This window comes from Bosea sp. OAE506, from assembly GCF_040546595.1.
GTDB lineage: Bacteria > Pseudomonadota > Alphaproteobacteria > Rhizobiales > Beijerinckiaceae > Allobosea.
In genome coordinates, this window is record NZ_JBEPOB010000001.1 from 1672953 (window position 1) to 1686962 (window position 14010).

The following is a 14010-nucleotide window of genomic DNA, read 5'->3' on the forward strand; positions in this document are numbered from 1 at the left end:
ATAGGCGTCGCGCGTCCTATGGGCCGTCGACGGTTTCCGCCCCCACCGTCACCGCCGCATCGCCGAAATTGACGATGACACCGCTGGTCAGCGGATCGTCGCTGGAGAACTGCGCGAAGACCGTATCGGTCGGATCGGCATCGTCGACCACGTCCGTGCCGTCGAGAATGTCGGTGCCGGCACCGCCGATGAAATCGTCGAAATTGCCATTGCCACGCATGTAGTCGTCGCCGGCGCGGCCATGGAGCAGGTTCGCCTCATCATTGCCGACGAGGTAGTCGGCGCGCGTCGTGCCGCGGATATCCTCGATGCCGACGAGCGTATCGATGGTGCCGAAGGTGTCGATGCCGGTCCGCGCCGCGATCGCCACCGGCGCGCCGGGCCCTGCGCCGTCGGCATCGTACTGGATGGCGGCATCCGACAGGTTGACGATGGCCGGACCCGTCCCCGTCTCGTTGCCGTAATTGACGCGATCGCGGCCGAGGCCACCATCGATGATGTCGGCACCCGCCTGCCCGGTCAGCGTGTCGTTGTTGCCGAGACCCTGAATGATGTCGGCGCCGGACGTTCCCGTCAGGGTGTCGACATTGGCGGTGCCTTTGATGGCATCGCGCACGGCGATGGTGAAATCGACGCTGACGAAATTGTTCGAGAAGTCATAGGCCCGGATCGACAGCACCCAGTTGGGCTGGGCCTCGTAATCGGCCGTGCCGACCAGCCGCAATTCATTGCCGACGATCGTGAAGGGCGTGCCGCCTGTGGCCAATTCGTAGCGCGAGATGCCATCGCCCGGATCCGAATCCGTCGCCGACAGGATTCCGACCACCGTGTTGAACGGCGAATTCTCGATGACGGTGACGTTCGAAAGCGAAAGGTTGGTCGGGGCAGGCATGGATCGCTCCGATATTGCTTAATGAAACGTTACCGCACCGGGGATCATTACGCAGTCCCGCGGGTGACGTAAAGTGCCGTTCGGGACAAACCTGAAGGGCGTCGATCCGATATAGTATTATGATGAATTTGATCTGGTCAGGGTTGGGAAGGGCCCGGCGGTTTGTCTTCGCCTGCTGCGCCGCGTCCTGATGAAGTAGTGGTTTCGATATTCGCCCGAAATGTTTCCGACGATGTCTCACCGACGGGTGGCGAGCGCTGTCGCGCGTGGCAGCCGCGCCCTGCGAATGCTCATCATTCGTTCAATGCGTCTGCGGGGCTGGCGATGCCGCCCCCGCCAAACGCCTGGGCTGCCCCGGGTTCAGCGTTCCCGGAAGGCGCGCCCGGCCTGCTCGACGAGCGGTCGCAGGAGATAGTCGAGCGCCGAGCGATCCTGCGTCTTGATAAAGGCCTGGATCGGCATGCCGGGCACCAGCTTCAAGTCCTGCAGCTGCCGGATCTCGCTTTCGGGCAGGGCGATGCGGGCGGTGAAATAGCTGAGCCCGGTCTGGGGCTCGCGGGTGAGGTCGGCGCCGATGCGCACCAGTCGCCCGCGCAGGTCCGGCGTCGTGCGCTGGTTGCCGGCCAGCACGCGGACCACCGCGTCCTGCCCGGGAACGAGCTGGTCGATATCGGTCGGCAGGACGCGGACGTCGGCGACGAGCGCCTCGTCATGCGGGACGAGCGACATCAGCGTCTCGCCGGCGGCCACGACGCCGCCGACGGTGAAGACCGTGAGCTGGTGGACGAGGCCCGAGATCGGCGCGCGGATCTCGACGCGGGCGAGCTGGTCCTCCGCCGCAACGCGGCGCTCGCGCAATTCGGCGAGCTTGCCCTGGGTGTCGCGCAGGTCGCCCAGGACCTGGGTCCGCATGTCCTGGTCGAGCTGGAGGATCTGCAGCTCGACCTCGGCCACCTTGCCACGGACGCGCGCGCGCTCGGCCACCAGCTGCCCGCGTTCCCCGGCGACGCGCGTCTGGTCGCGCTGCAGGGCCGTGTAGCGCTGCATCGAGGTCAGGTTCTGCCGAAAGAGCTGGGCGACGCCGCGCAGCTCCTCCGCGATCAGCAGCTCCTCTTTTTCCTTGGTTGCGATCTGGACCGAGATCCCTTGCGATTCCTCGGCGAACTGGGCGGCGCGCTCGCGCAGCTGGGCCTTCTGCCCCTCGCGGGAGCGGGTGCGGGCGTCGATCAGCTTCGCCTCGCCGGCGAGGGCCCGCTCGACGGTCGCATCGGTGCGCCGTGCCAGCAGGTCGGTCGGAAAGGTGATCGCGGCCTGGCCGTCGCGCTCGGCAAGAAGGCGCGCTTCCCGGGCCGCCAGCTCGTCGATCTGGGAGCGGACGATGCCGAGATTGGCGCGGGTCAGCGTGTCGTCGAGGCGCAGCAGCACGTCGCCGGAGGCGACCGTCTGGCCCTCGGTGACGAGGATCTGGCCGACGACCCCGCCACTGGGATGCTGGACCCGACGAAGGCTGCCCTCGACCACGACCTGGCCTGTGGCAAGCACGGCGCCCGAGAGGTTCACTGCCCAGGCCCAGCCGCCGATGCCGAACAGGAAGATGGCGACGCTGATCACCGCTACGCGGTTGAGCCGCGCGAGGCTGGCCTGAACCTGGGGGAGCCTGGGGGCGTCCGGCTTCATGTCAGGCAACCTCGCTGCGGCGCTCGGCGGGGCGGATGTCGCCCGCGGCCGGGGCCGGTGCCAGGATCTTGCGCAGCACCTCGTCGCGGGGGCCGAACGCGAGCTGCGTGCCCTGGCCCAGATAGAGCACATGGTCGCACACGACCACGGCGGCGGGACGGTGCGCGATGGCGATGACGATGCCGCCGCGCGTCTTCACCGAGAGGATGGCCTGGGTCAGCGCCGCCTCGCCCTCGCGGTCGAGATTGGCGTTGGGTTCGTCGAGCACGACGAAGAAGGGATCGCCGTAGAGCGCCCTCGCCAGGGCGACGCGCTGGCGCTGGCCGCCCGACAGCGTGACGCCGCCTTCGCCGATGACCGTGTCGTAGCCTCCGGGCAGCCGCAGCACCATCTCATGCGCGCCGGCGGCCTTCGCCGCGGCGACCACCGCCGCGGAATCGGGCTCGACTGCCATGCGCGCGATGTTCTCGGCGATCGTGCCGTCGAACAGGCTGACCTCCTGCGGCAGGTAATCGACATGGCGCGCGAGAGCCACCGGCTCCCAATGGTCGATCAGCGCACCGTCGAGCCGCACAGCTCCACGGGCGGCCGGCCAGGCGCCGACGAGGACGCGGGCGAGCGAGCTCTTGCCCGCGGCGCTGGGGCCGATGATGCCGAGCGCCTCCCCGGCGTTGAGCCCGAAGGCGATCTGCTGCAGCAGGGCCCCCATCGCACCCGGAGCCGCCACGACGAGGTTCTCGACGGTGAGGGAGCGGGTGGGGGCGGGCAGCTCAGTGGTCTCGCCCGGGGCCTGGATGGCTCCGAAAAGGCGCCGGAGCCGATCGATGGCCTGACGCGCATTGGTGAAGCCGTTCCAGCTTCCGATCGCCGATTCCACCGGCGACAGGGCGCGGCCGATCATGATCGAGCAGGCGATCACGGATCCTGCGGTCATGTCCCCGATGACGACGAGGTAGGCGCCAAGCCCCAGTACCAGCGACTGGATCAGCATGCGAAGGGTCCGCGAGGCGCTGGCGAAACCGCCGATCGTGTCGCTGGTGCGCTGCATGGCGTAGAGATAACGCCGGTTGACCGTCAGCCAGCGCTCGCGCAGGGCGGTGGTCATGCCCAGCGCCTTGACCGAGGTGGCGTTCAGCCGCGCGGCCTCGATGAGGGCATGCCGGCCTGCGGTCACGCGCATCGTTTCGCGCTGGCCGTCGCGCCCGGTCAGTTCCGTCAGCACCGTCAGGCCGATCAGCAGCAGCGCGCTGAAGATCGCAGCCGTTCCTATCAGCGGGTGGATCAGGAAGCAGACCGCGACGAAAACGAGGATCCACGGCATGTCGAAGATCGCGGCAGGGCCCGGCCCCGAGAGGAAGGCGCGGATCATGTCGAGGTCGCGCAGCGGCTGCCCGCTTTCACCGGGCGGACGGTTCTGCCGTGCCAGCAGAATGACGGCGCCGTGGATCGGCCCCGCCAGCCGTTCGTCGAGCAGCCGGCCGATGCGGATGACGATCCGGTTGCGGACGGCATCGAGGAAGCCCTGGAAGGCGAAGGCCGCCAGCAGCATCAGCGTGAGGCCGACCAGTGTCGGGATGCTGCGGCCGGGGATGACCCGGTCATAGACCTGCAGCATGTAGATCGGCCCGGCGAACATGAGCAGGTTCGTCGCGCAGCTGACGAGGCCGACCGACCAGAAGGCGCGGCGGCACTCGGCCAGCGCCGTGGTGAGCACATCGGGCTTCATCGGGGCTCGCAGCCTCCCGCCCAGAGCCCGCCGAAGCAGGACGCGCCGCAACCCGATCGTTTACGCAATGCAGCAGCCCATCCGAGGCCCGAGAACGCCAAAAGCTTGGGCACGCATCATCTAACTGAGGGGAAGTTCAGGGCAAGGACAATCTTCGCTCGCCGGTTTACTGTCTGTTATCAAGGTCAACGTGGTCGCGAAACCTGCTGCCAGGCACTGGTCATCCGGGGTGACGGCGTCGCTTGGCGCTGTCTTCGACCGGATTTTCTCCTGCCGGCGTCTCGGCTCGGCCGCTCCGGTTCCGGAAGGCGGGTCCCGCTCAGGGGGCATGCAGGGCGCGTCCCGTGCCGGGCGGAGCGACGACCTGCCCGTCCTGCGCCACGCAGGTCCCGCGCAGAAAGGTCATCGCGGCGCGGCCGATGGTTTCGCGGCCCTCGAGGGGCGTGACCTTGCCCATGGACTGGAAGGTCGCGCCACGGATCGGCGCGCGATGGTCGAGATCGAGCAGGACGAGATCGGCATCGGCGCCCACCAGCAGGGCGCCCTTGCGCGGCCAGAGCCCGAAGGCGCGGGCCGGGGCCTCGCAGGCGAGGCGGACATAGTGCTGCAGTGTCAGCCGGCCAGCGGCGACCTCCGTCAGCATCAGGCGCATCGAGGTCTCGACGCCGGGGAATCCCGGGGAGGTCTCCCAGATCGAGGCGCGGTGCTTTTCCTCAGCCGGATGCGGCGCGTGGTCGGTCGAGATCATGTCGATCGTGCCGTCGAGCAGGGCGGCCCAGAGTGCTTGGGCATGGCCGGCCTCGCGCACCGGCGGCTTGACACGCAGTGCATTGCCGCCGGCCCGCTCGGCGTCGTTCATGCTCAGCAGCAGGTAGTGCGGGCAGGTCTCTGCGGTGATGTCGATGCCGCGCCGCTTGGCCGCCGCGATCACCGGCAAGGCGTGGCGGCAGTTCTCGTGGGCGATCTGGATCTTGCAGCCCGTCCATTCCGCAAACAAGGCGATGCGCTGCACGGCCTCGACGGTGGCGATGTCGGCATGCTGGGCGAGATGGGCGGCGAGGTCGTCGCGGCCGGCGGCCTTCATCTGCGCGCCGCGCCAGTTCAGGATCGGTGTGTTTTCGGCATGGACCGTGCAGCGCAGGCCCGTCTCGCGGATCAGCGTGAGCGCATCGAGCACGGCGCCGTCATTGGGGCAGGGGACGAGCGGATTGTCGCTGCCGAGGAAGAGCTTGAAGGCGCTGGCGCCGGCCTGCGCCATCGGCTGCAGATCGGCGAGATTGGCCTCGCCGACATAGCCGTAGACACCGAAATCGACATGGGCCTGCGGGGCGGCGATGGCGATCTTCTCGCGCACCGCGGCGGCATTGGCCGTCGGCGGGTTGGTGTTGGGCATGTCGAAGATCGTGGTGACGCCGCCGACGGCCGCGGCGGCGGTGGCCGTCGCCCAGGTCTCCTTGTGCGAGAAGCCGGGCTCGCGGACATGGGTGTGGACATCGAGCGCGCCGGGGATGAGCGGCCGCCCGCCGGCCTCGATCACCCGGCGCGCGGGCGGCATCGCCTCGCTGCGGCCGATCGCGACGATCCGGCCATCCTCCACCGCGACGGCGCCATGGCGGCTGGCCTCGGGGGTGACGAGCAGTGCGTCGCGGATGACGAGGTCGACGGTGGCGCTCATGGGTCGGCCTTGCTCATGGGACGGCTTTGGCGATCGCGTCGGCCGCGGCGAAGAGATCGGCGTTGCGGGCCCGCAGGCTCGCCTCCATCGCCTCGATCTCGTCGAGGACGGATGGCGCGTCGAAGGTCGTGATGCGGCCCTGATCGAGCACGACGCGTCCATCGACGATGGCGGTCGTCACCGCCGCCCCCGTTTCGGCGAAGACGAGCTGCGAGGCGGCGTCGTTGAGCGGGCGCCACCAGGGCGCGTCGAGACGGTAGAGCACGATGTCGGCGAGTTGTCCGGGCGCGATCTCGCCCAGCCGTCCGGCGAGGCGCAGCGCGCGGGCGCCTTCCACGGTCGCCATGCGCAGCGCGTCGCGAGAGGTGACCCATTGGCGCCGGTCGGGCAGGTCCGAGCGGTGCAGCAGCGCGGCGGCGCGCATCGCCTCCTGCATGACGAGGTTGTCGTTGGCGCCGGAGCCGTCGGTGCCGAGTGCGATGGGCACGCCCGCCGCCAGCATCTCCGGCGTCCGCATCCGCCCCGTGCCGATGCGGGCATTGCTCTCTGGATTGTGGACGGCGATGGCCTGGCGCTGCGCCATCAGGGCGATGTCGGCCTCGTCGAGCCAGATCGCATGGGCGCAGGACCAGCGATCGGAGAGGATGCCGAGGCGTTCGAGATAGGCGAGCGTGCTCTCGCCATAGCGTTCGCGCGCGATCCGCGCCTGGGCCTTCGTCTCCAGCAGATGGGTGTGGATGGGCAGGTCGTGGCGCTGGGCCAGCTCGGCGCAGAAGAGCAGCGCCTCGTCGCTGCAGCGGTCCGGGTTGGAAGGGGCGGGGCAGAGGCCGATACGCCCGGCGCGGCCGTGCCAGCGTGAGACGAGATCAGGCATCTGCTCGCGCAGCTCGGCGAGCGGATGCGGTGCCAGCAGCCCGGAGCCGCTGACCACCGCTGCGACCGAGGCCGGCACCTCGATGCCAGCGGGGATGATGTCGGAAAAGACCCCGTCGAAGAAGCGCATCGCCAGCGTCGTCCGCAGGCCGGTTTCCTCCCAGGCCGCGAGCACGGCGTCCATGTCCGCCGTGCTGAAGCGCTGTCCGGGGAAATGGTCGATCAGCGCGGTCGTGCCGGTCGTCAGCATCTGCGCGGCACAGAGCAGCACGGCGAGGCGGATCTCGTCGGGCGTGCGGCGCGAGGTGTGGGCCTGCGTGAGCCACATGAAGGCGGGGTGGCTGAGCCCGTCGGCGAAGCCCGACATCGTGCCCGACTGCGAATGCATGTGGGCGTTGATCAGGCCGGGCGCTGCGAGCAGGCCGCTGCCGTCTATCTCGCGCGTGATGCTGCCCGGCGGCTGCGGCGGCACTTCGCCGACGGCGACGATGGTGTTGCCGCGGATCAGGATGTCGCCCAGGGGCGTGTCCTGCGCGGCCGCTCCGGCCAGGATGCGCGCGCCGCGGATCAGGAGCGTCGCTTCGGTCATGGCGCCCCCTGCAGGTCGACCGGCGTGCCCAGGCCGCGGGCCAGCGCCTTCGTCACCAGGGCGTCTGCCAGCAGCACGTCCTGCAGCGGCAGGCCCATCGACTTGAAGACCGTGACGTCGGCGCCGGGGCTGAACGGCAGCGCGCGCTCCGGCAGCGCGCCGATCTCGCCGCGGATGCGGGCGGCGTCGAGCGCGCCCGAGGCCTGCGCCCGGACGAGATCGCCCGCCTTGGCGAAGGCGTCCTTGCGAGCGTCGAGATAGATGTCGGCCCGGCGGATCAAATCGTCGTCGGCCTCGCGCGCACCGGGTCGATTGGCGCCGCCGAGCACGATGCAGGCGCCCGGTCTGGCTGCCTTGCCGGGGAAGACGGGCTCCTCTGAGGTCGTGACGGCGACGACGATTTCGCTTTCGGCGACCGCCTCGGCCGGCGTCGCGTTGGTGACCAGTTCGACATCGGCCAAAGCGGGCTCGCCGGCCAGCGTGGCGGCGAGGGCCGCTAGGCGCTGCGGCGAGCGGCCGACCAGATGCAGCCGTCGCAGCGAGGGCCGTGCGATCTTGAGATAGAGCGCCGCGAGCGGGGCGCTGCGACCCGCACCGAAGAGGGTCGCAGTGGCGGCGTCGGGAGCGGCGAGCCGGTCGATGCCGGCGGCAAAACCCGCTGCGGTGCGGTGCTCGTTGAAGAGCCCGGCGGAGATCAGCGCCCGCGGCTCCGCCCGGCTCCAGTCCCAGAGCGTGAGCAGGCTGGCCCAGCGGCGTGGGGCTTCGGGACCGTCCGGATAGGCATGGACGTTGCTCTTGATCGTGAGTGTATCGGGGCCGGCACTGCCGGTCAGCAGCAGGCAGCCGCGCTTCGGATCGTCCGCCCGCAGGTCGCCGCGCAGCGCCTCGCCCCTTCCCGCCGCCGTGAGCCGGAACGCCTCGGCGGCCAGCGCGACCGCCTCAGGGGGATCGACGAGGGTGCGGATATCCGCCTCACTCAGCACGATCATGTCGGGCGTCCGTTCGCGGGCCGGCAGGGGCAGGGAAGCCGGGCGCTCTCGGCGCGCCCGGCCAGGATCGTCGCTTTGGCGTGGGTCCGCCTCAGCTCTTGGGAGCCGGCATCGTCCGCTCGGCCAGCGGCGGCAGGAAGGAGCGGTTGAAGACCTCGGAGCCTTTCGGCGTGGTCTTCAGCTCGAAAGCCTCGCCGATCTGCGCGATCGCCTTGTCCATCCGCTCGTCCGAGACGTCGCCGGCACCGAGCTTCTCGGTTTCGGGGGTCAGCATATGCGCCTTGTAGGTGAAGGCGATGCGCTGGGCCTCGATCTCGGCGTTCACCGTGGGCTCGACGCGGTTCATCACCTTGCCGCCTTCGGCTGGGTTGGCCGCGAGCTCGAGCATCGCCTTGTTGATTGCCCGAACCAGGCCGGCCACGGCCTTGGGGTTGTCCTTGATCAGCTTCTGCGAGACCATCACGCCGTTCGAATAGGAAGCGATGCCGTAGTCGGAATACATGATGAACTTGTAGTCCTTGTCGGGATTCAGCTTCATCCCGATCAGGTTCATGTAGGAGGTCACGGTGAAGACGAAGCCGCCGTCGACCTGGCCCTGCACCATCATCATCTCCTGCACGGAGGGGGTGATATTGACGACCTCGACCTTGCTGGCGTCGAGGCCGTTGATCTTGGCGAAGATCGGGAACAGCCGGTGCGTCGCCGAGCCCGCGGGCGAGGTCAGCTTGCGGCCTTCGAGGTCCTTCAGCGTCTTGATCGGCCCATCCGCCTTGTGAATGATCGCGAAGGGCGCCTTGTTGTAGATCATGTAGACCATGACCGGCTGTTCGCCGGGCTTGTTCACGGCCTGCTGGATGATGGCGTTCATGTCGCCGAAGCCGGCATCATAGGCGCCGCCCATGATGCGGGTCACGGTCGCGGCCGAACCGTCGCCCTGGTCGATCGTGACATCGAGGCCTTCGGCGGCGAAATAGCCCTTCTCCTTGGCGTAGAAGTACCAGGAGTGGACGCCCTGGTATTTCCAGTCGAGCGTGAAGCGGATCTTGGTGGGCGCCTGCGCGAAAGCCGGCGTGGCGAGACCCACCAGCGCGCCGAAGGCGGCTGCGAGCGAGGCTTTCAGGAACTGGCGGCGCATGGCGACTCCTTCGAGGGTTGAAGCAGGCTGCCCGGGCGGCGATGCGGCCGCGGTCGATCACGACCGGCATGGCGCGCGCCGCCAGGTGACGTCACGCTAGGCGGAAGCGACCGTTGCCGTCTTGTGCTGAGTTCTTGCCGCGACGGTGCAAAAAAGGCACCGGTCGATCATGGGGCGTCGACAGCGGGGCAGCCGGTGTGCCATCGCGACGATGGCGCTACGGTCGTGCGGCCATCAACGCGCGGGCGGTTGCGGGGCCGCGACGGACGGCTTGAGGTGGTGCAGGCGCATCGACTGACGCAGCCGGTAGCCGCCCTGCACATATTCGGCCAGCGTGAAAAAGCGCTTCATCACCCGCTCCCGCTCTTCGAGGGCCTTTTCACGCCGCGCCGGGTCGAGCGCGACGATGTGGTCGATGAAGTCGGTCACGGTGGCATAGGCCTGGATGCGGTCATACTCGCTCGTGGCCACTAGCAGCAGCCGTCCTTCCTTAATCGCTGCTGAAATGGCCTCCTGCGCCTCGGCCCAAATCGGCGTCTTGTCCTCGATCGGGCGCATCGAATTGAAGAACGTGCCTTCGGGGAGCGGCTCGACCACGATGAGGTCGCTGCCCGGCTCGACGATCCGCGCAGCCTCCGCCAGCGCGGCCGCCATGCCGGCTACGGGAACATGGTGCAGGCTGTCGACGAAGAGCGCGGCGTTGACGGCTGCGTCGGTGAAGGGCAGGCGTTCCGCATGGGCCTGGCGCAGGATCGCGGTCGGGGCCGTGCGGCGCGCCTCGGCGAGGGCATCGGCATCCGGGTCGATGCCGGCGACGCGGGCGCCCGCCTGGGCAAGCCCTGCCAGCAGAGCGCCGCGCCCGCAGCCAATCTCAACGATCCGGCGCTGCTCCAGCGGCGCGAGGATCGCCTTGATCACCCTGAGCGTGTCGTCGACGGGCCGGTTGGTCATGAGCACAGTCTAACCCTTGGTCAGCTCTCCTGTGCAACCCACTGGCGCCTTCGTCCTTCAGCCCGCGATCGCTGCGAGCTTGCCCAGGTCGACATTCGCGCCGCAGACCAGCACGCCGAGCCGTTCTCCGGGTGCCGGTCGGTAGGCGCCGCAGAGCAGGGCGCCCAGCGCCGCGGCGCCGCCGGGCTCGACCGCCAGGCGGAAATCGCGCCACAGGTTGGCCTGTGCCTGCGTGATCGCGGTGTCGGGGACCAGCACGACATGGTCCACCGTGTCCTTGCAGACGGCGTGGACGAGCGGGCCGACATTGCGCGCGCCGAGCGAGTCGGCCGCCACCGAGGCGACGTCGACCTGCACCGGCCCACCGGCCTCGAGCGCGGCCTGGAGCGCACGCGAGCCCGCCGGTTCGACGCCGACGACCTTGACCTTCGTGCCGGCAAACCAGGCGGCGATGCCGGAGATCAGGCCGCCGCCGCCGACCGCGATGAGGACGGTGTCGAGGTCGGGCTCCTGCTGCTGCCATTCGCGGCCGACGGTGCCCTGCCCGGCGATCGTTTCCTTCGCCGCGAAGGGATGGATCTTGAGCGCGCCGGTCTCGGCGACGAAGCGGTCGCAGGCCGCCTGCGCATCGTCATAGAACGCGCCGCCGATCACGACCTCGGCGCCGAAGCGGCGGATCGCCTCGATCTTGGCCGGCGGCGAGATCTCGGGGACGAAGATCGTCGCCTTCACGCCGCGGGCGCGGGCCGCATAGGCGACCGCCGCGCCGTGATTGCCGCCGGACGCTGCGGCCACACCGGCGGCAGGCACCTCGAGCGACAGCAGGTTGTTGAAGGCGCCGCGCGTCTTGAAGGAGCCGGCATGCTGGAGGCATTCGAGCTTCAGCGAGACATCCGCATCCGAGCCGAAGGCCCCGGTGCCCAGCCGCATAACGGGGGTCACGCGGGCATGGCCGGCGACGCGCTGCGCAGCCGCCTCGATCATCGGGCGCGGGATGGGGTTCTCGGTCATGGCTGCGTCCTGCGAAAGCGAGCGATCGGGCCGGTAGCTCCAGATCGCGATGGGTATGCCGTGGCTATCGCGTCCCGGCGGCTCGGGGAAGGGGCGTCCGCGCCCGGCGGCGATGTGCCGGGCGACGACCAGGGCGGCGAGCGCATCGAGCATGTCGTCGGCGCCTGCGCCTCTCGGCGGCCGGGCAAGGACGGCCTCTCGTGGCAGTCCCTGGGCGATCAGGAGGGCGCGCCGCTCGGCCGTGCCGGCCTCGTTGATCCGCCCCTTGATCTTCTTGGGATGGGCGAGGGGGCCACCGTGCATGGTGGCGAAGGCGAGTTCGGGATGGACCTCGCGGATGCGCTCGCGCAGTCCCGTTTCGGCCCGCAGGAGCGTGTCGATCTCGCGGATGCGCGGAAACAGGTGGAAGCCCTGCTTCGACACCTTGCGGGGCGGCTGCGAGGTCGCCAGCGCCTGCCGGCAGGCCTCGCCGTAATCTTCAGACTCGACAGCGGCCCGCGACGGAATCGAAAAGACGGAGGACTGGCGCTGACCGAGCAAGGGCCGCACCAGCTGTTCCGGGCCACGGCCCGAGCCCTCGATCCCATCGGGCAGGCCGATCGGCATGTCGACCGCGATCAGGGCGGGCTCGGGCGCCAGCAGAGCGCGAAAATCCGGCACCACCCGCAGCACAGGCGTGCCGCCGTTCGCCGTGTCCAGGCAGGCCGCGATCCAGCCGGCCTTGCACCCGTCCACGCCCAGCAGCCAACTCATTGTCCCGCCCTCTTCATGCGACCTTCGCAGAACTGACGTTGCATGCCGGCTGCGTCTAGTGTGCAGTGCAGCGAAGAACGTCCGGAGGCTGGACCTCCGGTGCCGGGAGACAGCCATGACCACCATCCGCCCGCGCCGCAGCGTGCTTTACATGCCGGGTTCGAACGCCCGCGCCCTCGAGAAGGCCCGCGAGATCGCCGCCGATGCGCTGATCCTGGATATGGAGGACGCCGTCGCCCCGGAGGCCAAGGCTGCGGCCCGCGAGCAGGTCTGCGCGGCCGTCAAGGCCGGAGGCTATGGCCGGCGCGAGCTCGTGATCCGGACCAATGGCGTCGATACGGAGTGGTTCAGGGACGATCTCGGCGCGGCGGTCGAGGCCAATCCGGATGCGATCCTGATCCCCAAGGTGTCGACGCCGGAGACGCTCGAACAGATCGGTGCGCAGCTCGACGGGCTCTGGGCACAGCCGGCACTGCAGGTCTGGGCGATGATCGAGACACCGCTGGCCATCCTCCACGCCGAGGCGATCGCGCGGGCCGCGCGCGATCCGCGCAGCCGCCTGAGCTGCTTCGTGATGGGGACCAACGATCTGGCCAAGGAGACGCGGGCCCGTTTCGTGCCCGGCCGGGCGCCGATGCTGCCCTGGCTGACCAGCGCGATCCTGGCGGCGCGCGCGCATGGGCTCGACATCCTCGATGGCGTCTACAACGACCTCAAGAACGAGGAGGGCTTCCTGGCCGAGTGCGAGCAGGCGCGCGATCTCGGCTTCGACGGCAAGACGCTGATTCACCCGGCGCAGGTCGGCACTGCCAATGCCGTCTTCGCCCCCGATGAAGCCGAGCTCGCCCAGGCGAAGGCGATCATCGCCGCCTTCGCGCTGCCGGAAAACCAGGGCAAGGGCGCGATCCAGCTCGGCGGGCGCATGGTCGAGCTGCTGCATGCCGAGATGGCCAAGCGCGTCGTCGCCCTCGCCGAGGCGATCGGGGACTGACGCCGCCGCCCGCGCGAATGAGGTCCGACGTTCCTCAACGAAAAAGGGCCGCTCGCGCGACCCTTTCCCTCGTCCATCTGTCGGGCGGCCCGCCTCTCCCTTGAGGGAGAGAGGTTCACGCCTTCGCGGTCTTCGCCGCCTTGGCCCGGTCCATCGCCTCGACGATGAGCTGCTTGGCCTTGGTGGCGTCGCCCCAGCCGGTCAGCTTGACCCATTTGCCGGGCTCGAGATCCTTGTAGTGCTCGAAAAAGTGCTGGATCTGGTCGAGCGTGATCTTCGGCAGATCGGTGTAGTTGTGGACGTTCTCGTAGCGCTTGGTCAGCTTCGGGACCGGCACGGCGATGATCTTCTCGTCGCCGCCGCCCTCGTCCTCCATCATCATCACGCCGATCGGGCGAACCGCGATGTAGGAGCCCGGGATCAGCGGACGGGTGTTGGCGACGAGCACGTCGCAGGGATCGCCATCCTCCGACAGGGTGTGCGGAATGAAGCCGTAATTCCCGGGATAACGCATCGGGGTGTAGAGGAAGCGGTCGACGAAGAGCGTGCCGGCCTCCTTGTCCATCTCGTACTTGATCGGCTCGCCGCCGATGGCCACCTCGATGACCACATTGACTTCGTCGGGAGGGTTCTTGCCGATGGAGATGGCGTCGAGGCGCATGGAGTGGAGACCTGTCAGGATTGGAAACGCGGGTCTTATGAGGGTTCGCGCGGCAAACGCCAAGCCCGACCTTGGCCCTAGCGACCG

The 14010-nt window shown here is 69.1% G+C and carries 11 protein-coding genes; 1 reads left to right on the forward strand and 10 read right to left on the reverse strand.

Annotated elements, in window-relative coordinates; translation table 11 throughout:
* Positions 1–16: 16 nt before the first annotated feature.
* From ABIE41_RS08100 to ABIE41_RS08140, 9 genes are all read right to left on the reverse strand, one after another.
* On the reverse strand, positions 17–892 hold the full coding sequence (locus tag ABIE41_RS08100; protein ID WP_192644128.1) for a hypothetical protein: 876 nt from the start codon (positions 890–892) through the stop codon (positions 17–19).
* Positions 893–1252: 360 nt separating this feature from the next.
* Positions 1253–2569, reverse strand: coding sequence for an HlyD family type I secretion periplasmic adaptor subunit (locus ABIE41_RS08105; protein WP_192644127.1), 1317 nt, complete (start codon positions 2567–2569; stop codon positions 1253–1255).
* Between the two features lies 1 nt (position 2570).
* On the reverse strand, positions 2571–4295 hold the full coding sequence (locus ABIE41_RS08110; RefSeq protein ID WP_192644126.1) for a type I secretion system permease/ATPase: 1725 nt from the start codon (positions 4293–4295) through the stop codon (positions 2571–2573).
* 319 nt (positions 4296–4614) lie between these two features.
* Positions 4615–5970 carry a dihydroorotase gene (locus ABIE41_RS08115; RefSeq protein ID WP_192644125.1) on the reverse strand — a complete coding sequence of 452 codons (1356 nt, stop codon included), beginning with the start codon at positions 5968–5970 and terminating at the stop codon, positions 4615–4617.
* A 13-nt stretch (positions 5971–5983) separates the two neighbouring features.
* Entirely contained in the window at positions 5984–7432 is a 1449-nt protein-coding gene (locus ABIE41_RS08120; protein ID WP_192644124.1) for an amidohydrolase family protein, read from the reverse strand.
* The gene (locus ABIE41_RS08125; RefSeq protein ID WP_192644123.1) at positions 7429–8421 is read right to left on the reverse strand and encodes an ornithine cyclodeaminase family protein; all 993 of its coding nucleotides are present in this window, start codon (positions 8419–8421) and stop codon (positions 7429–7431) included. Before ABIE41_RS08125 ends, ABIE41_RS08120 begins: the two co-directional genes overlap by 4 nt.
* A gap of 91 nt (positions 8422–8512) precedes the next feature.
* On the reverse strand, positions 8513–9556 hold the full coding sequence (locus tag ABIE41_RS08130; protein WP_210321025.1) for an ABC transporter substrate-binding protein: 1044 nt from the start codon (positions 9554–9556) through the stop codon (positions 8513–8515).
* 234 nt (positions 9557–9790) lie between these two features.
* Positions 9791–10507 carry a class I SAM-dependent methyltransferase gene (locus ABIE41_RS08135; protein WP_192644122.1) on the reverse strand — a complete coding sequence of 239 codons (717 nt, stop codon included), beginning with the start codon at positions 10505–10507 and terminating at the stop codon, positions 9791–9793.
* A 57-nt stretch (positions 10508–10564) separates the two neighbouring features.
* Positions 10565–12271 (reverse strand): serine/threonine dehydratase, encoded by a 1707-nt coding sequence (locus ABIE41_RS08140; protein ID WP_192644121.1) that lies wholly within the window; start codon positions 12269–12271, stop codon positions 10565–10567.
* A gap of 115 nt (positions 12272–12386) precedes the next feature.
* On the opposite strand from ABIE41_RS08140, the gene ABIE41_RS08145 reads away from it, so the two are divergent.
* The gene (locus ABIE41_RS08145; protein WP_192644120.1) at positions 12387–13262 is read left to right on the forward strand and encodes an HpcH/HpaI aldolase/citrate lyase family protein; all 876 of its coding nucleotides are present in this window, start codon (positions 12387–12389) and stop codon (positions 13260–13262) included.
* Positions 13263–13377: 115 nt separating this feature from the next.
* On the opposite strand, the gene ppa is transcribed toward ABIE41_RS08145, so the two are convergent.
* Positions 13378–13923 carry an inorganic diphosphatase gene (gene ppa, locus ABIE41_RS08150; protein WP_192644119.1) on the reverse strand — a complete coding sequence of 182 codons (546 nt, stop codon included), beginning with the start codon at positions 13921–13923 and terminating at the stop codon, positions 13378–13380.
* Positions 13924–14010: the final 87 nt, after the last annotated feature.